Genomic DNA, 19,215 nt, shown 5'->3' with positions numbered 1-19,215 from the left:
GTCACCGGTCGACGCCTCCCATCACGGGGTCGATGGACGCGACGGCGACGATGACGTCGGCGACCTGGCCGCCCTCGCACATCGCCGCCATGGCCTGCAGATTGGTGAAGGACGGGTCGCGGAAGTGGACCCGGTAGGGGCGGGTGCCGCCGTCCGAGACGACGTGGACGCCGAGCTCGCCCTTGGGCGACTCGACCGCGGTGTACGTCTGTCCGGCCGGGACCCGGAACCCCTCGGTCACCAGCTTGAAGTGGTGGATCAGAGCCTCCATGGAGGTGCCCATGATCTTCTTGATGTGGTCGAGCGAGTTGCCGAGCCCGTCCGGACCGAGCGCGAGCTGCGCCGGCCAGGCGATCTTCTTGTCGGCGACCATCACCGGTCCGGGGGCGAGCCGGTCGATGCACTGCTCGATGATCCGCAGCGACTGGCGCATCTCCTCCAGCCGGATGAGGAAGCGGCCGTAGGCGTCGCAGCTGTCGGCGGTGGGGACGTCGAACTCGTAGTCCTCGTATCCGCAGTACGGGTCCGTCTTGCGCAGGTCGTGCGGGAGTCCGGCGGAGCGCAGGATCGGGCCGGTGGCGCCGAGTGCCATGCAGCCGGTCAGATCGAGATAGCCGACGTCCTGCATGCGGGCCTTGAAGATCGGGTTGCCGGTGGCGAGCTTGTCGTACTCCGGCAGGTTCTTCTTCATGGTCTTCAGGAACTCGCGGAGCTGGTCGATCGCGCCGGGCGGCAGGTCCTGGGCGAGTCCGCCGGGCCGGATGAACGCGTGGTTCATCCGCAGGCCGGTGATCAGCTCGAAGAGGTCGAGAACGAGTTCACGATCACGGAAGCCGTAGATCATGATCGTGGTGGCGCCGAGCTCCATGCCGCCGGTGGCGATGCACACCAGGTGCGAGGAGATCCGGTTGAGCTCCATCAGGAGCACGCGCAGGACGGTGGCCCGGTCGGGGATCTGGTCCTCGATGCCGAGCAGCTTCTCGACGCCGAGGCAGTACGCCGCCTCGTTGAAGAACGGCGTCAGGTAGTCCATGCGCGTCACGAAGGTGGTGCCCTGGGTCCAGTTCCGGAATTCGAGGTTCTTCTCGATGCCGGTGTGGAGGTAGCCGATGCCGCAGCGGGCCTCGGTGACGGTCTCGCCGTCGATCTCCAGGATCAGCCGCAGCACCCCGTGCGTGGACGGGTGCTGGGGGCCCATGTTGACGATGATGCGCTCGTCATCGGACTTGACCGCCGACTCGACGACCTCGTCCCAGTCGCCGCCGGTGACTGTATATACAGTCCCCTCGGTCGTGGCCCTGGCATCCGAAAGGGGCGTCCCGGAGGGATCCACTGAGGGGTGGTGGCCGGGTGACGGGTGGGCGTGGGGAGTAGTCATCAGGAGTACGACCTCCGCTGGTCCGGAGCCGGGATCTGGGCGCCCTTGTACTCGACGGCGATGCCGCCGAGCGGATAGTCCTTGCGCTGCGGGAAGCCCTGCCAGTCGTCCGGCATCATGATCCGGGTGAGGGCGGGGTGCCCGTCGAAGACGAGCCCGAAGAAGTCGTAGGTCTCGCGCTCGTGCCAGTCGTTGGTCGGGTAGACCTCGACGAGCGACGGGATGTGCGGATCGCTGTCCGGGGCCGACACCTCCAGGCGGATCAGCCGGCCGTGCGTGATCGAGCGCAGGTGGTAGACGGCGTGCAGCTCGCGGCCCTTGTCGCCGAGGAAGTGGACGCCGCTCACGCCCGTGCAGAGCTCGAAGCGCAGCGCCGGGTCGTCGCGCAGGGTGCGGGCGACCCGGACGAGGTGCTCGCGGGCGATGTGGAAGGTGAGCTCGCCGCGGTCGACGACGGTCTTCTCGATGGCGTTCCCGGGAACCAGGTCCTGTTCCTCCAGGGCCCCTTCGAGTTCGTCCGCGACTTCATCGAACCAGCCGCCGTACGGGCGGGACGTGGCGCCCGGCAGGGTCACTGTGCGGACGAGGCCGCCGTAGCCGGTGGTGTCGCCGCCGTTGTTGGCGCCGAACATGCCCTTGCGTACGCCGATGACCTCGCCGGTCTCGTCGCGCGGCGCGGGCACGCCGTTGTTGTTCCGCTCGGGGTTCTCGCTCATCGCAGCAGCCCCTTCATCTCGATCAGGGGCAGTGCCTTGAGCGCCGCGTCCTCCGCCTCGCGGGCGGCCTCCTCGGCGTTGACGCCGAGCTTGGAGCTCTGGATCTTCTGGTGGAGCTTGAGGATCGCGTCCATCAGCATCTCGGGCCGCGGCGGGCAGCCCGGCAAATAAATATCAACCGGGACAATGTGATCAACACCCTGAACAATGGCGTAATTATTGAACATTCCGCCTGATGATGCGCAAACCCCCATGGAGATCACCCACTTGGGGTTGGGCATCTGGTCGTAGACCTGCCGCAGGACGGGCGCCATCTTCTGGCTGACCCGTCCCGCCACGATCATCAGGTCCGCCTGGCGCGGCGATCCGCGGAAGACCTCCATGCCGAAACGGGCCAGGTCGTAGCGCCCGGCCCCGGTCGTCATCATTTCGATGGCGCAGCAGGCGAGGCCGAAGGTGGCCGGGAAGACGGAGGACTTCCGTACCCAGCCAGCGGCCTGCTCGACAGTGGTCAGCACGAAGCCGCTGGGCAGCTTCTCTTCGAGTCCCATGGTGTGCCCCTCAGCCCCTCAGTCCCATTCCAGGCCGCCGCGACGCCATACATACGCGTAGGCGACGAAGACGGTGAGCACGAAGAGCAGCATCTCCACGAGCCCGAAGATCCCCAGGGCGTCGAAGGTGACCGCCCAGGGATAGAGGAAGACGATCTCGATGTCGAAGACGATGAAGAGCATCGCCGTCAGGTAGTACTTGATGGGGAAGCGGCCGCCTCCGGCTGGAGTGGGGGTGGGTTCGATACCGCACTCGTACGCTTCGAGCTTTGCCCGGTTGTACCGCTTAGGGCCGATAAGCGTGGCCATGACCACGGAGAAGATCGCAAACCCTGCCCCGAGGGCGCCGAGCACGAGGATGGGCGCGTAGGCATTCACGCTCCTCGCTCCTTCCAGTCGTCCTTGACCGTTGGACCGCATCGGGCGATTCGGCTCGCCACCCCACCAAGATCGTGCACATGTGAGGCAGTTCACAAGCCCGACTGCCCCGCATCCTATGCCCGCCGTCCTGTGATCTGCGACACGGGGTACGACAACGAGTTTGTGATCTCCACCACCAGGCGAAGGACCACGAAGTCACCTGAGCAGTGATCTTCGTACGCAAAGCGGCCGAGTGATCACGAGACGTGACATCCGATGGCGTCTTCGCTGGTCAAGAAGGTTTTCCTCTAACAATCAGATACCCGGGGAAGCAAATTGGCAATGGGTGGCCGGAGCGTGATAAGAGAATCGGCCCGCTCCGGACTCACCCCGACGAGGGGCCCCCGGGGAGCGAAGTGGACGGGTGCGCGCATTCACGATCTTCGGGGCGAACGGGAGGGGCGGCGGCGCGGGCCCGACGGGCGGCCCGGCCGGCGCCCGACGGCACTCCGGACGCCGGGCGCACCCACACCCCCCACAACGCGGTCGCACCTTGATCACGCTGTGACCTGCGTCACTCTGCGCGAGCTTCGGCAAAAGCGGGCTTGGCCATCGGTGTGAACGGATGGTAAGTGGCGGGCAATTCGGGCGTATTGCCGAAAGTCCGTGATCACAGCACTGATCGAGCCTGCCCGGTTTGCCCGTTACGGCGTCAATAAGGGCCACCAGAAAGCGGATTCACAGATTCCGTACGTAACTGTGTCGCAACACACGTTTCTTGATGGGAGCCCCGGAGCCCTGATAGCGCTAGTACTCATGTCCCACACCGCTCACATACCCAGCCACCGGAAGCCCCGCCGAAACGCGCCGAAGACGGCGCTGCGGGCCGGAGTTGCCGGTGGCGTCCTCAGCACCATCGCGGTCGCAGGCGCTGCCGGTCCGGCCCAGGCCGAGCCGGTGACCCAGACCATCGAGATGCCCACCATCACCTCCGGGCTCTCCACCGCCGTCGCCGCGTCCGCCCAGGCCACGCAGCAGGTCGCCCAGGACCTGCAGACGCAGGCCCAGGAGGACGCCGCAGCCGCCACCGCGGCCAAGGCCGCCAAGACGGCCAAGGCCGAGGCGGTCCGCAAGGCAGAGGCCAAGAAGAAGGCGGAGGCCGCCGCCAAGGCCAAGGCCGCTGCCAAGGCCAAGGCGGAGGCCGCCGAGCGCGCCTCCCGCACTGCCGCCCGTACAACGCTCAGCGCGACCTCCGGCTCCACCGCCACGGCCTCGTCGTACACGTCGAGCGCGACCGGCTCCGCCGCGTCCGTCATCGCCTTCGCGAAGGCCCAGGTCGGCGACGCGTACGTCTCCGGCGGCACCGGCCCCAACTCGTGGGACTGCTCCGGCCTCGTCCAGGCCGCGTTCCGCTCGGTCGGCGTCGACCTGCCGCGCGTCTCGCAGAACCAGTCCACCGCGGGCACCCAGGTCTCCCTGAGCAACCTCCAGCCGGGCGACATCCTGTACTGGGGCGGCGCGGGCAGCGCGTACCACGTCGGGATCTACGTGGGCGGCGGCGAATTCGTCGGCGCGCAGAACTCCAGCACCGGTGTGGTGCAGCGTCCGCTGTCCTACGACCCGCCGTCGGGCGCGGTCCGCGTTCTCTGAGTCCCGGAGTTCGCCGAGTTCTCGGATTCACAAGCGCCTTCCCGGCGCACGGCACAGGGCCGCCGCTCCCCCGCTCGGGAGCGACGGCCCTGTGCCGTTTCCGGCGGAAACGGAAGATCATATCGGCGCCGGACTGGCCGGGCGACTGGTCCGCTCGGCGGCGCGACCGCGGCGCTCACGGTGATCGCGGTGCTCCTGGCCGGGGCACGGTCCGGGCAGGCCCTGGGCGGCCGGGCCGCTCCTGCTCCCCGCCGTACCGGAGAATCCGCATGGGTTAGGCTCGCCGGGGCGCAGTGAGGGGCCTCGACCGGGGTCCGGCCTTCAAGTACCGCCGCGCCGGACCCGCCACCGGCCCCGTCCAACCCTGAGCAGCGGCGCCGGAGGAACCGGAAGAAACTGTTCAGGTATCGGCCTGCTGCTGGGCCGGGATGTGAGGGCCGCCCGTGCGGGACTACTTGCTCATGCTGTTCATCACGGCAGCGGTGACCCATCTTCTGACCGGTCCTGTGCGGAAGTTCGCGATCTCGATCGGAGCGATGCCGGAAATCCGGGCCCGCGACGTCCATCGTGAACCGACTCCGCGCCTGGGCGGCATTGCCATGTTCGGCGGGCTGCTCGCCGGATACCTCGTGGCCTCCCACATGCCGCACCTGAAAGAGATCTTCACGCAGAGCTCGACACCCGGGGCGCTGCTGTCCGGTGCCGCACTGATCTGGCTGCTGGGGGTGCTCGACGACAAGTGGGAGCTGGATTCGCTGGTCAAGCTCGGCGGTCAGGTGCTCGCCGCCGGTGTGATGGCGTTCCAGGGGCTGACGATCCTCTGGCTCCCGGTGCCGGGCACCGACGGGATCTACCTCGCCGACTGGCAGGGCACCCTGCTGACCGTGGGACTGATCGTCTTCACCATCAACGCGGTCAACTTCGTCGACGGGCTCGACGGGCTGGCCGCCGGGACGGTGGGCATCGCGGCGACGGCGTTCTTCCTGTACGCCTACCGGCTCTGGTACGGCTACGGGATCGAGTCCGCCGCGGCCACCACGCTGATCTCCGCGATCCTGGTGGGCATGTGCCTCGGCTTCCTGGTCCACAACACGCACCCGGCCCGGATCTTCATGGGAGACTCCGGGTCCATGCTGCTCGGGCTGCTCATCGCCGGGTGCGCCATCTCCGTCACGGGCGAGGTCGACCCGAGCCTCCTCAAGCAGACCGTCGACGGTACGTCCGGGTCGGCCGCGATGGTGCCGGTCTACATTCCGCTGCTGCTGCCCCTGTCCGTGATCGCGCTGCCGGTCGCGGACCTCGTGCTCGCCGTCGTCAGGCGTACGTGGAACGGACGGTCTCCCTTCTCCGCCGACAAGGGGCATCTCCACCACCGGCTGCTCCAGCTCGGACACTCACAACGCCGGGCCGTGCTTCTCATGTACTTCTGGTCGGCGCTGTTCTCGTTCGGGATCGTGGCCTACTCGGCGCGGGGCGCCAAGTCCTGGATGCTGTTCGCCGTCGCGTTCATCTGCGGACTGGGCCTGCTTCTGCTGCTCCAGCCCCGTTACGAAGCCGGCCTCGCCCGCCTCCTGGGCCGGGTACGGCCGTGCGGGTCCGGCGGCCGCGTGGTCGCCGTCGGCGGGCGGCGCACCGAGGAGGAAGCGGACGTCCGCCGTGCGAGCGCGGGCGCGGGGCGGCGGTCGTAGCCCACGCCGAGGTTCCGGTGGTAGCCCACGCGGCGACTCCGGTCGTGACGGGGCCGCGGCCAGACCCCGGGGCAAACCCCCACATGACGTCGGCGCATCCCGCGTACGGAAAGGTCATCGTCCGCCGACTGCTCGACCACACCAGCAAATTCCCGCAGCCTGCCAGGACTCCGAGCCCCGACGAAGGTACTGGCTGGTGACTGCGGTCTGTGACTCCGACCGGGCTGCTGAGCGGTCGTTCGCCTCAGCCGCGGACCGCTCGGAGACACTACCGGTCCCGGGCTCCGTGCAGCAGTACAACGGGTTCAACGCGTTCGCCCTCGGGCTGATCGTCGAGACCCTGTGGGTTCCGGGCAGAACAAGTACAGCCCGTACTACAGGTGCGTACAGGCACGTGAAAGCCAATACCCTGCAAAGTCACGTAGAAGAAACCGGACTCTTCACGGACCAGAAATCCGACCTGACGTCAGGAACGGGGGTCTCCTTTCCGGCATAATTCGGGCCGACTGTCTCCGCCTTCGGTGGAGACACCTTGGAAGCGTTCACACAAGGCGTCGCAACTTCAAAAAAGGCTTGCCCAGCACCACCGATAAGCACGCGCACATTGAATCCGTCGGGCGTCCTGTAGTACATGGCTGGCATATCTGAGTTGTTCACTGAGAGTTGCTTGTATCCCTGACTCTCCCAGTAGCGCTCGATCATCCCCAGGAAGCTCCCCCGCCGTTCCTCCGAGATGACCGTCATGACCGCTCGGCTCCTTTGTACGTCACATCCCCCTTCAATCGACTGCTCGTGCGTCCAGTGCACCGGTGGCTTGATGGCGGCGAATGTCCCGTCGAGGACTTCGTCCGCTCGCACCGCTGCCTCCTGCATGTTCATCTTTACCTCCCGCCCAGTCGAGTCGCCCGATACGTCGCATCCGGTCAGGAGCAGCGCACCAGCCATCAGCACCACGGCTCTCAAAATCCTCATCGAGGCGTCTCCAAGCTGATCTTTTCAGACTTCCCAACCACAATCTTGGCAATATTGTCGGCCGAGGCCTGATCTTTCGCCGGATTGAAGTAATTCGAATGCGCCGACAGCTTTCCACGATCTTCGATGATGGTTGCTCCGTCGTCCACCATGAACCGCGTGGCTCCGAAATCCTTACTTGCCGGGTCGGTACCGAACCAATGCTCATTGGGGTCGGTCTGTGCGTCTTGGGCCATATAGCCGCCGATGCCTCCGACGATGGCACCGGCACCGCCACCGATAACCGCTCCCGGCGGGCCGGCCATACCGGCTCCCAGGACAAATCCGGCCGACCCTCCGCCGACCGCGCCAGTAGCCATTCCGGAGGCTTCCGCATGGTTCGGGAGCTTGGTGACAATGTCATTGTCGGCTGCGCCTACGAATACGTGACCCTTACCCACGTTGAGGTCCTGGGCGTTGTCCGCGCCCGTGCCGGGACTTCCGACCAGGATGATGTCATCGGCGCCAGGAATCCCGCCTTTCTCCTGAGCTGCGAGCCCGACCGTGAGAGAGCCGTAGGAATGTCCGATGGCAGTGACGTGCGCGGCGCCGCCCTCGTGCGTTGCGGAGATCCCCTCCATGAACGCGTTGTAGTCAGGGGCTCCCGCCTTGGCATCGTCCGTGAACATCACGCTTTTACCGCTGGCCAGATCACTCGGCGTCGTCTGCGGCGCGTCGTATCCGAGCCACACGATCGACGAGGTTCTGCTGAACTGATCAATATGATGCGCGCCGCGGGCTGTATGCAGCGCTCGGTTGACCGTTCCGTCGGCGAACTCCGAATCCAACTTGGTTCCGAGTCCCGGGACATAAGCCGAGACGCTGTCGGCGGTGTCGGGGTTGCCATAGGCGATGATCGCGCGACCGTTGCCCTCATCACCGATGCCCAGCAGGTACATCGGGAACTCGCTGCCTTTCTCCAGCTTCTCCTGGATCTTCTTCAGACCACCCAGCATGTCTCGGGAAGCGCCATCGTGCTTCCCGTCGAGTTTCCCGATGAGCATCTGAAGATTTTCGCGGTTTGCCTCATCGCGTACCAGCGCCGGAATCCCGTCCAAGTTCCCGATCAGCTCCGGAAATGCGGAGATGTACTCTTCACGCTGCTCCTTGCCTAGGTGGTCCCACCACTCCTTGCGTTCCGCGGGCGACTTGTCGAGCGGAAGATGCTTCTCCAAGTAGTTGTGGGCGGCTTGGCTCACAGCATCGACATCGGACGCGACGTCCGCCCACGTTCCGGTGTTGACGGTGAGGCCGGGCGCGGCCTTGAGCTTGTTGAGTGCCGAGCTGTACCGCTCATCGATCTCGCGTGCTTCGCGCAGGGCATGGGCGAGGCGGTCGGCGACGTCCTGGGCCTTGGCACGGTGCGGGTTGGGACTCTTCAGCGCGGGAGCGCCCGGGCCCAGAGCAGGGTCCAACATGCCGTTGGCATCGCGGTACAACCCCGGGTTTCCGGCACCGATGAGGCCGTTGTTGCCCATCACGGAGCCGCCGGGGATCGTGTCGCCGGTCAGCTCGTTCTTGCCACCGGCCGGGTAGTCGATGCTGCCGTCGCCGTTGACGGTGTATCCGAGAGAAGCGGCGTCGCCGAGGGCATCGCGCAGCCGACGCTGTGGGGTGCCGAGTTCACTGGCGAGCCCGTCGAGGGTGCCTCGGATGAGGCCGGTCTCGGTGCGGACGTAGTGGTAGTTCTCGCTCAGTCGCTTCAATCGCTTGACGGCTGCTCGGGCGGACTCGCTGTCCTGGGTCTTGGCGAGCTTGCCGCTCATGTCGCCGTCGACGCGTTCGCGAGCAGCATCTGCGAACGAGGAAGCGGCGCGCCAGCCATCGGCGGCATCGGTCAGTTCCGACAGTTCGAGGTCGCGGAGCCGCCGCCATGTCAGCCCGGATGCTGTGGCCATGGTCTACTCGCCCCTCCTCGTGCCCGGCACCGTGACCGCCTTCGCTTTGTCCCCCACCTCGGCATCCACTGCGGCGAGGTCCACGGCCACCTGCCGCAGCTTCGGCTCCAGAGAACTGCACTCCTCACGGACACGACCGAGGCGTTCGTCCCACGAGGTGAGCACAGACTTGAGTGCTCCGAGGCTGGACAGTCCGGCCAGACCGCCGACAGTGCCGTCGTGAGCTCTGCGCAGGTCAGCCTTTGCGGTGATCGTGCTGGTCTGGAGATCATCCGCCGTGCCGGCCGCCTGCGTCCACGGGCCGCCCTTGTGCTTGAGCGTGCCAGTACCGCCCCCGCTACCGAGCGGCTTGGCGTAGCCACCGTCGACCGAGGCGCTGTTGATCTGCATATCGGTGGTGTGCCGCTCGACGGCCTGCGCCTTGAGCTGTTCCCACTCGTCCCACGCCATGCGCGTGTCCTCCCCGTGACCCGGGCGTCGCCCGGGTAAGCGTCCCAGCTATGCCTGTTGTGCTCGCTGAGGTTGCCGACACAGACGTTACGCACCGGGTGCGCTGCGTGATGTCCGCACGATCACTCAAACCGGCCCTGAGTATCCGCACCTACGCGCACCGTCACCGAGACCGGCTCGTCGGCCGCTCGGGCACGTGACTCAAAGCCGTCACGGTGCGCAGTGCGCGTAGGTGCCGTGCGGGCCGGCAGGTCCTTGCGGCACCTGCGGGATGAACGCGGCTTTGATGTACGGAAGTTGGGCGGATGCCAGTGGTGTGGTTTGCGGATGGGCGCTGCGTCGGTGCCGAATCACCACGGCGACCGTCGGCGCCCACGGAGCAACAACTGCCCCTCCGTGGGCATACGTACATAAAGAGGACCGGCCACGGCCGCGCTCACCGACTGAGCACGGCCGTGGCCGGTCCGGGGGGGCAGATCAGGCCTTCGGGGCCACCTTCGACAGACCGTTGATGATCCGGTCCATCGCGTCGCCGCCCGTAGGGTCGGTCAGGTTGGCGAGCATCTTCAGCGTGAACTTCATCAGCAGCGGATGCGTCAGCCCACGCTGGGTGGCGACCTTCATGACCTTCGGGTTGCCGATCAGCTTCACGAAGGCGCGGCCCATCGTGTAGTAGCCGCCGTAGGTCTCCTTGAGCACCTTCGGGTAGTTGGTGAGCGCCAGTTCGCGCTGGGCCGGGGTCGCGCGGGCGTGGGCCTGGACGATGACGTCCGCGGCGATCTGGCCCGACTCCATGGCGTACGCGATGCCTTCGCCGTTGAACGGGTTGACCATGCCGCCCGCGTCACCGACGAGCAACAGGCCCTTGGTGTAGTGCGGCTGGCGGTTGAACGCCATCGGGAGGGCGGCGCCGCGGATCGGCGTCGTCATGTTCTGAGGGGTGTAGCCCCAGTCCTGGGGCATGGACGCGCACCACGCCTTGAGAACCTCGCGCCAGTCCAACTCCCTGAAGGCGGACGAGGAGTTGAGGATGCCGAGACCGACGTTGGACGTGCCGTCGCCCATGCCGAAGATCCAGCCGTAGCCGGGCAGCAGCCGGTCCTGGGGGCCACGGCGGTCCCACAGCTCCAGCCAGGACTCCAGGTAGTCGTCGTCGTGGCGGGGCGAGGTGAAGTACGTACGCACGGCCACGCCCATCGGACGGTCCTCGCGGCGGTGCAGGCCCATCGCGAGCGACAGCCGGGTGGAGTTGCCGTCGGCGGCGACGACGAGCGGGGCGTGGAAGGTGACCGGGGTCTTCTCCTCGCCGAGCTTCGCGTTGACGCCGGTGATGCGGCCGGTGCGGTCGTCGACGATCGGGGCGCCGACGTTGCAGCGCTCGTACAGCCGCGCGCCCGCCTTCTGCGCCTGGCGGGCCAGCTGCTCGTCGAAGTCGTCGCGCTTGCGGACCAGTCCGTAGTCCGGGTACGAGGCGAGATCCGGCCAGTCCAGCTGGAGGCGGACGCCGCCGCCGATGATGCGCAGGCCCTTGTTGCGCAGCCAGCCTGCCTCTTCGGAGATGTCGATGCCCATGGAGACGAGCTGCTTGGTGGCGCGCGGGGTGAGGCCGTCGCCGCAGACCTTCTCCCGGGGAAAGGCCGTCTTCTCCAGGAGCAGGACGTCCAGTCCGGCCTTGGCGAGGTAGTACGCGGTCGTGGAACCGGCCGGGCCAGCCCCGACGACGATCACGTCCGCGCTGTGTCCGGAGAGGGGCTCGGTCACGGTCGGATCTCCCGAGGACTCGAAATCGCGTGCCGCGCGGCACCTGTCCCATGCAGTCTATGGGTGCCCGCCGGGCAGCCTTCCGAAGGGCTCCCCGACGTCGGCCGGGCCCTGCGCGCAGGTGCGGGCGGGAGCGCGGGACCGGCCGGCCCCGCCTCCCGGGTTCCCGTCAACGGGCGGCACCGGCACGTTGTTTCAGGACCGTACGCCCCGGTGCAGCGCCACCACACCGCCGGTGAGATTGCGCCAGGCGACCTGCGCCCAGCCGGCCTGCTGGAGCTTCGCGGCGAGCCCGGCCTGGTCGGGCCAGGCCCGGATGGACTCGGCGAGATAGACGTACGCGTCCGGATTGGACGACACCGCGCGCGCGACCGGCGGCAGCGCCCGCATCAGGTACTCGGTGTACACCGTGCGGAACGGCGCCCACGTCGGCTGCGAGAACTCGCAGATCACCACCCGGCCGCCCGGCTTGGTCACCCGGTACAGCTCGCGCAGCGCCGCGTCCGTGTCCTGGACGTTGCGCAGGCCGAAGGAGATCGTCACCGCGTCGAAGGTCTCGTCACGGAACGGCAGCCTGGTGGCGTCGCCCGCGGTGAAGGGCAGCCAGGAGTTGCGCTTCTTGCCCTCCTGCAGCATGCCGAGGGAGAAATCGCAGGGCACGACGTACGCGCCCGTCGCGGCGAACGGCAGCGACGACGTCGCCGTGCCCGCCGCCAGGTCGAGGACCTTCTCGGCGGGCCGGGCGTGCACCGCCTTCGCGACCTCCTTGCGCCACAGCCGGGCCTGGCCGAGCGACAGCACGTCGTTGGTGAGGTCGTAGTTCGCCGCCACGCCGTCGAACATCGTGGCGACTTCGTGCGGCTGCTTGTCCAGGGAGGCTCGGGTCACCCACCCATTCAAGCAGCCCGGTCCGCGGTGCTTCGCGCCGGTCGTGACCCGGGCCCGGGTGGACTGAACCAATTCGGTCCGTCGGCAGTCAATACACAGGGGACCACCGAGTCACCAGGAGCCAGGGGGCCCAGATGTCCGCACAAGGTGCGCGCCGCCGCAGCCGGCTGATCTTCCCCACCATCGCGGCGGCGCTGATCTGCGCCGCCGCGGTGGTGGGGACGCGGTGGAGCAGCGGTGGCGACGGGAAGGCGGCCGCGTCGTCCGCGTCCGGGAGCTCGTCGCACACCGGGAGGTTCACCGTCGCCCGCGCGGGCGCCTCGGACGCCTCGGACTCCCGCAGGGGCAAGGCCTACCGGGTCGAGGTGGAGGACGGTTCGGGCGTCGACCCCGACCGGGCCGCCGCCGAGATCGCCCGCGTCCTGGCCTCACCACGGGGCTGGTCGCACCACGGCGAGCGCACCTTCCGTCAGGTCGCCGACGGCCCGGCGGGACTGGTCATCCGGATCGCCACGCCGGGGACCACCGACGCCGTCTGCGAGCGGAGCGGCCTCGACACCCACGGCGTGGTCAACTGCCGGGTCGGCACCGACGTCATGGTCAACCTCAAGCGCTGGCAGCAGGGATCGCCCGAATTCCACGGCCCGCTCGCCGACTACCGGGCCCTCATCATCAACCACGAGGTCGGGCACTGGCTGGGCCACGGCCACGAGACCTGCCCGGGCAGGGGCCGGCCCGCCCCCGCGATGATGCAGCAGATCTACGGTCTGAAGGGCTGCGTCTCCAACGCCTGGCCGTACGACGCCGAGGGCCACTACCTGGGCGGCCCTTCCGTGCCGTGACGTCCCTAGGGCCTCTCGTTTGGATCAAGCCGGGCTCGCGTGCCCCGGCCCCGCACCTCGCCGCGTTGTCGTCAATCGCCATGACTCCTTCCCCAAGCTCTCGGCTCCGCTCGAGCAGGGGAGACCCCATCTGCCTCCCTCCTCCTCCGCCTTGCGATGCACGGCACCGGACCCCGCTCCCTGATCCGGCCTGATCCAAACGAAAGACCCTAGCTGCGCCGGAAGACCAGCCGTCCGCCGAGCACCGTCGCCGCGCAGCTCCCGGCGCCCGCGGTGCGCAGCGCAGCCGCGTCCCGTACGGCGAACACCGCCAGATCCGCGGGCCCGCCGACGGCCAGGTCCGCGGCGAACGCGTCGGCCGGCTCCCGTACGGACGACAACGGGTCGAGCGACACGTGTTCCGGCGCCGGGCCCGGAGCGTGCACGCGCAGCCCCGAGCGGGCGACCGCCGTGCGTACGGCGGGGCGGGTGAAGGGGCCGCGTACGGCGGTCGTGCCGTGCCGCAGCATGCGTTGCAGTCCGCGCCGGGCACTCGCGCCCCAGCGGGCGTCGTCCATGCCGAGGGCGGTGAGCGCGTCACCGGTGAGCGGGTCGCTGCCGAGCGCGTCCGCCTCGCGCGGGTCCGGGTGGTAGGCGGCCTCCAGCAGCGCCGGCGCGCCCGCGTTCAGCAGTCCCGGGGTGATCAGGCCGGACCACCGCCGGATCCGGGCCTGCGGACGGGCGGCGGTCAGCTCCCCGTACGCGCCGATGGCGACGACCACGCCGCCGTCCACGGCCACGGAGTCCGCCCCTTCCGGGGCACTGTGCACCGCGTCGGCGGCGTGGATCGTCAGCACGGGCAGGCTAGTTGGCGTTGAGGAGCTTCAGCTCCGGGTGTGCCGTGCCGCCCTCGATCGCCGTGGACGAGATGTGCGAGACCACCCGCTCGTCGACCGGGTCGTTCGCCGGGTCGTCGTGCACGACGAGGTGCTCGTAAGTCGTGGCGCGCTGGGCCGGCACGCGGCCCGCCTTGCGGATGAGGTCGATGATTTCGAGCCGGTTGGAGCGGTGCTTGGCACCGGCCGAGGAGACGACGTTCTCCTCCAGCATGATCGAACCGAGGTCGTCGGCGCCGTAGTGCAACGACAGCTGGCCGACCTCCTTGCCGGTGGTCAGCCAGGAGCCCTGGATGTGCGCGACATTGTCCAGGAAGATCCGGGCGATGGCGATCATCCGCAGGTACTCGAAGAGCGTCGCCTGCGTCCGGCCCTTCAGGTGGTTGTTCTCCGGCTGGTACGTGTACGGGATGAACGCGCGGAAGCCGCCGGTCCGGTCCTGTACGTCGCGGATCATCCGCAGGTGCTCGATGCGCTCGGCATTGGTCTCGCCGGTGCCCATCAGCATGGTGGAGGTGGATTCGACGCCGAGGCGGTGCGCGGCCTCCATGATCTCCAGCCAGCGCTCGCCGGACTCCTTGAGCGGGGCGATCGCCTTGCGCGGCCGGGCCGGCAGCAGCTCGGCGCCCGCGCCCGCGAAGGAGTCGAGTCCGGCTGCGTGGATGCGCTCGATGGCCTCCTCCACGGAGACCTTGGAGATCCGGGCCATGTGCTCGACCTCGGAGGCGCCCAGCGAGTGGATGACCAGCTGCGGGAACGCCTTCTTGATGGCGGAGAAGTGCTCCTCGTAGTACTCGACGCCGTAGTCCGGGTGGTGTCCGCCCTGGAACATGATCTGCGTACCGCCGAGTTCGACGGTCTCCGCGCAGCGGCGCAGGATGTCGTCGAGATCGCGGGACCAGCCCTTGGCGGTGTCCTTGGGCGCGGCGTAGAAGGCGCAGAACTTGCAGGCCGTGACGCACACGTTCGTGTAGTTGATGTTGCGCTCGATGATGTACGTCGCGATGTGCTCCGTACCGGCGTAACGGCGGCGGCGTACGGCGTCGGCGGCCGCGCCCAGTGCGTGCAGCGGCGCCGAACGGTAGAGGTCGAGCGCCTCCTCCGGAGTGATCCGACCGCCTTCGGCGGCTCGGTCGAGGATGGGCTGGAGATCGGCCTTCTCGGTCACCGGGCTGTCACCTTTCGGCGGTTTTTCAACGGATCTACGGACCGGTTCACCCTACGCCAGCCCCTGTCGGCGTCAGCTGCCGGACCGGCTGAGCGTGCCGTACGGGAGCCCCGCGCCCCTCTCCTCGGACCGGAAGCGGAGGGTCCCGTCGACGGCGCGCGTGAAGTGGACGTCGGTGGAGGTGGACGTGCAGAAGGTCGGGTCGCCGGGGCGTTCGGGATCGGCGCGTTCGCGGAGGGTCAGTTCCTTCTCCGTGCCCGAGGAGAGGCGGGCGACGCTGTTGCAGCGGATGGCCAGTCCGAGAGCGGAGACCTCCGTGGTCATGCGGACCACGTCCGTGCCCTTCTTCCCGGCGGTGAACACGGCGGTGAGCGTGCCGTGCGACTGCCCGGTGGTCTTCTCGGTGAGCGGGCCCTTCCACGTACCGACGAACTCCTCCGGGAGCTCGGCGACCTGGCCCGGGCCACCCGTGCCACCCGTGTCCGTGCCCGAGGTCCGCGAGGGTTCTGTGGAGGCGGAGGGCGTGGCGGCGGACGGGGTCCGGCCGACACCGCCGTTCTCGGCGCCGTCCCGGCTGCCGCCGCCCGGCATCAGATCCAACAGATACGCACTGCCCACGGTCACGGCGGCGAGCGTGCCCGCCACGGCGAGGGCGACGGTGCAGCTCAGTCGGCGGCCACGGTTCGCATCGGCGCGGGCCGGGCCGGAGTCCGCGCCGACGGTGACGGAGAAGTGGGGGGCGGACGCCCGCTGCCCGGGCAGCCCGGCCGGCCCGGATGTTCCCGACGGACCGGCCGGCTGTGGTGTTCCCGACGACCGGGCCGGCTCGGCCGTACCGGCGGTCGCGGGCCACGAGGGCGGCCCGTTCGGCCGGGGCGGCCGGGTCGGTTCATGCGACAGGACCGGCTCGACCGGCGGGCCGAACCCACCGCCCGCGCCACCCCCACCGTTCGCACCGTTCCCCCACCCGTCCGGCCCCAGGGCACCATCCGCACCACTGACACCACTGACACCACCGGCACCACTGACACCACCGGCACCGCTGACACCCCACGTCGCACTGCTGAACGGCACCGGCCCCGACTGCACCGGCGCGTCCTGCGGCTCCAGGTCCAGGAGCGCGACCGCCGCCCGGCTCACCTCGCGCACGAGCGGGCCGGGCAGCCAGCCCGCCGCCACCAGCGCCGCCGCCCCGCCCGGCGCCAGCCGCCGGGCCAGCTCCATCGGGGTCGGCCGGTCCTCCGGCTCCTTCGCCAGGCACCCGGCGACAACGTCCCGCAACTCCCCGTCCAGCTCCCCCAGCTCGGGCTCCTCGTGCACCACCTTGTAGAGCAGCACGGCGGAGGAGTCGCCGAGGAAGGGGGCGTTACCCGTCGCCGCGTACACGAGCACCGCGCCGAGCGAGAAGACATCGGCCGCGCCCGAGATGTCCACGCCCCGGATCTGCTCCGGGGCCATGTAGCCGGGCGAGCCGACCGTGACCCCGGTGGAGGTGAGGGAGGCGGTGTCGCCGATGGCGTGGGCGATGCCGAAGTCGATGAGCCGGGGGCCGTCGAGGGCGAGCAGTACGTTGGACGGCTTCACGTCACGGTGGATGAGGCCCTGCGCGTGCACCGCCGCCAGGGCCTCCCCCAGCCCGGCGCCCAGCGTCCGTACCGCCTGGTCGGGCAGCGGCCCGTGCTCGGCGACGGCGGCGGACAGCGGGGGCCCGGCCACGTAGCCGGTGGCGACCCACGGAATGGGCGCGTCCGGGTCGGCGTCCAGGACGGGCGCCGTCCACTGCGCACCGATCCGCCGCGCCGCGTCCACTTCCCGCCGGAAGCGGGCCCGGAACTGCTCGTCGAGAGCGAAATGGGGATGCACGACCTTTACCGCGACGGTGCGTCCGCCCGCGCTGCGCCCCAGATAGACCCGGCCCATGCCGCCCGCACCGAGCCTGCCGAGCAATCGGTAGGCACCGATGGTCAGCGGTTCGCCGGCTTCCAGCGGCTGCATATGGACTCCCCCTGTGGACCGGCCGGACCTCCGACCGAAGCCTAGGGGCGAAGGTCATCGGGTCACAGAGGAAACCATCCGCCGATTTCCCCCCTAAGGGAACGAACAACGGCTTTCGACACAACAAAAGGCGTGAACACGTCGTTCACCCGAGCGATTCTGGTACACGAGCGGGACTCACCCCGGACACCGTCCGGGAATCGACTATTCGACGCGTATTAACCCGAATCGATTCGATGGCCGACCGGAGGAAGGGGTGGGAGAAGGACGGAGAGAAGAACAGGAGAGAAGAACAGGGGGAAGGGGCGGGAAGCGATATCGGACCCGGAGGTACGGGATTCACCTATATCCCGGCCCATTCCCTCGTCCGGCGCACCCTGCGTCCGCGCCGCACTCCGCCCCGCCCCCTCCCGCGCCCCTCGTCCGGTCAGCCGCCGAGCAGCTCGACCTTCACGTCCGCCGGGAAGCCGGTCGTCGGACCGACCCGGCGTGCGAACTCCTGTACGCCGGCCAGCTGGTCCGGGCCGAAGCGGAAGTCCAGGGTCGTGAAGTACCGCTCCAGCACCTCCGCGTCGAAGGCCTCCCAGCGCGCCGCCTGCTCCGCGACCTTGGTGACCTCCTCCAGGGAGACGTCCCGCGAGGCCAGGAAGGCCTCGTGCACCTTGCTCACGTGGTGGGGCTCGGCCGCCAGGTAGTCCTTGCGGGTCGCCCAGACCGCGAAGACGAAGGGGAGCCCGGTCCACTCCTTCCACATCTGCCCCAGGTCGTGGACCTGGAGGCCGAGCCGGGGCGCGTCGTGCAGGTTGGCGCGCAGCGCGGCGTCGCCGATCAGCACGGCGGCGTCCGCCTCCTGCATCATCAGGCCGAGGTCCGGCGGGCAGGTGTAGTAGTCCGGGCTGACCCCGTACCGCTCGGCGAGCAGCAGCTGGGCCAGGCGCACGGAGGTGCGCGAGGTGGAACCGAGCGCCACCCGGGCCCGGTCCAGCTGGTCCAGCGGCACCTGCGACACGATCACGCACGACATGACGGGCCCGTCGCAGCCCACCGCGATGTCCGGGAAGGCGACCAGATCGTCGGCATTGCGGAGGAACTCGACCAGCGTGATGGGGCCGATGTCCAGATCGCCCCTGACCAGCTGCTCACTGAGCTTCTCCGGGGTGTCCTTCGAGAGCTCCAGGTCGAGCAGGGTTCCGGTTCTCGCCAGTCCCCAGTACAGGGGGAGGCAGTTCAGGAACTGGATGTGGCCGACGCGCGGCCTGCTGCGACGGTCGTCGCCTGCGACGGTTGAGACGGTTGAATTGTCCACATCGCGAGGCTAGACCCGCGGTGCGGCCCGGGCGGCACCGGGTACGCGCGGCGTCGCCGGATCCCGCCCCGGGGAACGCCCCGAATCCCTGCCCGCGCCCCCTGTCCGTACCCCTCGAAAGCGCCTCCGCGAACCGTTCACGACACCCCCGCGACCCCCCTCGCGACACCCACTTCGTCAGGCCATCGGCACGGCAATCAAACATCCGAGTGAAGTGATCTTTCCCTCTACCCTTCCCCACATGCTGCGTGCTAGGCTCGTCGCAAGTTGCAGTTTGGTTTCCCTTGCAGTACAGAGCCTGCGGAGCATGTAACCCGCAGGCTTTTGTAGTTTTCAGACTTGTTTGCAGGTTCTGGAGCAGGGCAACCCTTTGGCCCAAGGAGGGCTTATGGCTACCGGAACCGTCAAGTGGTTCAACGCTGAAAAGGGCTTCGGCTTCATCGCCCAGGACGGCGGCGGCCCGGATGTCTTCGTTCACTACTCCGCGATCAACGCGTCCGGGTTCCGCTCCCTCGAGGAGAACCAGGTCGTGAACTTCGACGTCACTCAGGGACCCAAGGGTCCGCAGGCTGAGAACGTCACCCCGGCCTAGTTGCCCGGGTCGGCCGATCGCGGCCGGTAAGCAGTACCCAAGGAGCCCTGCTCCTCCGCTTCGGCGGAGGAGCAGGGCTCCTGCCT

17 protein-coding genes are annotated in these 19,215 nt (G+C 68.6%); 4 read left to right on the top strand and 13 right to left on the bottom strand.

Features of this window, described 5'->3' with window-relative positions:
* Nucleotide 1: 1 nt before the first annotated feature.
* Genes OH735_RS21675 through OH735_RS21660 form a run of 4 tightly spaced genes read right to left on the bottom strand, consistent with a single transcriptional unit; the run spans nt 2 to nt 3,023 of the window.
* The gene (locus OH735_RS21675; protein WP_406383193.1) at nt 2-1,378 is read right to left on the bottom strand and encodes an NADH-quinone oxidoreductase subunit D; all 1,377 of its coding nucleotides are present in this window, start codon (nt 1,376-1,378) and stop codon (nt 2-4) included.
* Complete coding sequence (locus OH735_RS21670; protein WP_406383192.1) at nt 1,378-2,094, bottom strand: NADH-quinone oxidoreductase subunit C; 717 nt, start codon at nt 2,092-2,094, stop codon at nt 1,378-1,380. Before OH735_RS21670 ends, OH735_RS21675 begins: the two co-directional genes overlap by 1 nt.
* Entirely contained in the window at nt 2,091-2,645 is a 555-nt protein-coding gene (locus OH735_RS21665) for an NADH-quinone oxidoreductase subunit B family protein (protein WP_030975705.1), read from the bottom strand. The genes OH735_RS21670 and OH735_RS21665 overlap by 4 nt, the downstream gene beginning before the upstream one ends.
* Before the next feature lie 18 nt (nt 2,646-2,663).
* Nucleotides 2,664-3,023, bottom strand: coding sequence for an NADH-quinone oxidoreductase subunit A (locus OH735_RS21660; RefSeq protein WP_003992243.1), 360 nt, complete (start codon nt 3,021-3,023; stop codon nt 2,664-2,666).
* A gap of 798 nt (nt 3,024-3,821) precedes the next feature.
* On the opposite strand from OH735_RS21660, the gene OH735_RS21655 reads away from it, so the two are divergent.
* Both OH735_RS21655 and OH735_RS21650 read left to right on the top strand, forming a co-directional pair.
* The gene (locus OH735_RS21655; protein WP_406383191.1) at nt 3,822-4,655 is read left to right on the top strand and encodes a C40 family peptidase; all 834 of its coding nucleotides are present in this window, start codon (nt 3,822-3,824) and stop codon (nt 4,653-4,655) included.
* 443 nt (nt 4,656-5,098) lie between these two features.
* Nucleotides 5,099-6,343 (top strand): MraY family glycosyltransferase, encoded by a 1,245-nt coding sequence (locus OH735_RS21650; protein ID WP_406383190.1) that lies wholly within the window; start codon nt 5,099-5,101, stop codon nt 6,341-6,343.
* Between the two features lie 417 nt (nt 6,344-6,760).
* On the opposite strand, the gene OH735_RS21645 is transcribed toward OH735_RS21650, so the two are convergent.
* The 5 genes from OH735_RS21645 to OH735_RS21625 form a co-directional block, all read right to left on the bottom strand.
* A complete protein-coding gene (locus OH735_RS21645) occupies nt 6,761-7,315 on the bottom strand; it encodes a hypothetical protein (RefSeq protein WP_406383189.1) in 555 nt (184 codons plus the stop codon).
* Nucleotides 7,312-9,252: an alpha/beta hydrolase gene (locus OH735_RS21640; RefSeq protein ID WP_406383188.1), complete on the bottom strand. Its 1,941-nt coding sequence runs from the start codon at nt 9,250-9,252 to the stop codon at nt 7,312-7,314. The genes OH735_RS21645 and OH735_RS21640 overlap by 4 nt, the downstream gene beginning before the upstream one ends.
* Nucleotides 9,253-9,255: 3 nt before the next feature.
* The gene (locus OH735_RS21635; RefSeq protein WP_406383187.1) at nt 9,256-9,702 is read right to left on the bottom strand and encodes an amino acid ABC transporter permease; all 447 of its coding nucleotides are present in this window, start codon (nt 9,700-9,702) and stop codon (nt 9,256-9,258) included.
* Between the two features lie 477 nt (nt 9,703-10,179).
* A complete protein-coding gene (locus OH735_RS21630) occupies nt 10,180-11,463 on the bottom strand; it encodes a geranylgeranyl reductase family protein (RefSeq protein ID WP_406383186.1) in 1,284 nt (427 codons plus the stop codon).
* A gap of 195 nt (nt 11,464-11,658) precedes the next feature.
* Nucleotides 11,659-12,351, bottom strand: a complete 693-nt coding sequence (locus tag OH735_RS21625; RefSeq protein WP_389993976.1) for a demethylmenaquinone methyltransferase — start codon at nt 12,349-12,351, stop codon at nt 11,659-11,661.
* A 134-nt stretch (nt 12,352-12,485) separates the two neighbouring features.
* Between OH735_RS21625 and OH735_RS21620 the strand changes: the two genes are divergently transcribed.
* On the top strand, nt 12,486-13,193 hold the full coding sequence (locus OH735_RS21620; protein WP_406383185.1) for a DUF3152 domain-containing protein: 708 nt from the start codon (nt 12,486-12,488) through the stop codon (nt 13,191-13,193).
* A gap of 209 nt (nt 13,194-13,402) precedes the next feature.
* Here OH735_RS21620 and OH735_RS21615 read toward each other — a convergent pair whose 3' ends face one another.
* The 4 genes from OH735_RS21615 to OH735_RS21600 all read right to left on the bottom strand — a co-directional run bounded on the left by OH735_RS21615 (nt 13,403) and on the right by OH735_RS21600 (nt 18,537).
* A complete protein-coding gene (locus tag OH735_RS21615) occupies nt 13,403-14,029 on the bottom strand; it encodes a hypothetical protein (protein WP_406383184.1) in 627 nt (208 codons plus the stop codon).
* Between the two features lie 7 nt (nt 14,030-14,036).
* Nucleotides 14,037-15,236: a cyclic dehypoxanthinyl futalosine synthase gene (mqnC, locus tag OH735_RS21610; RefSeq protein WP_406383182.1), complete on the bottom strand. Its 1,200-nt coding sequence runs from the start codon at nt 15,234-15,236 to the stop codon at nt 14,037-14,039.
* A 72-nt stretch (nt 15,237-15,308) separates the two neighbouring features.
* On the bottom strand, nt 15,309-17,231 hold the full coding sequence (locus OH735_RS21605) for a protein kinase domain-containing protein (RefSeq protein ID WP_406383180.1): 1,923 nt from the start codon (nt 17,229-17,231) through the stop codon (nt 15,309-15,311).
* Between the two features lie 427 nt (nt 17,232-17,658).
* Nucleotides 17,659-18,537: a menaquinone biosynthetic enzyme MqnA/MqnD family protein gene (locus OH735_RS21600; RefSeq protein WP_406383178.1), complete on the bottom strand. Its 879-nt coding sequence runs from the start codon at nt 18,535-18,537 to the stop codon at nt 17,659-17,661.
* Between the two features lie 388 nt (nt 18,538-18,925).
* On the opposite strand from OH735_RS21600, the gene OH735_RS21595 reads away from it, so the two are divergent.
* Nucleotides 18,926-19,129 carry a cold-shock protein gene (locus OH735_RS21595; protein WP_003967102.1) on the top strand — a complete coding sequence of 68 codons (204 nt, stop codon included), beginning with the start codon at nt 18,926-18,928 and terminating at the stop codon, nt 19,127-19,129.
* Nucleotides 19,130-19,215 lie beyond the last annotated feature (86 nt).

Source organism: Streptomyces sp. NBC_01618 (assembly GCF_045209435.1).
Lineage (GTDB): Bacteria > Actinomycetota > Actinomycetes > Streptomycetales > Streptomycetaceae > Streptomyces.
The sequence above is the reverse complement of the archived record's forward strand: the minus strand, read 5'-3'. Positions and strand labels throughout refer to the sequence as shown.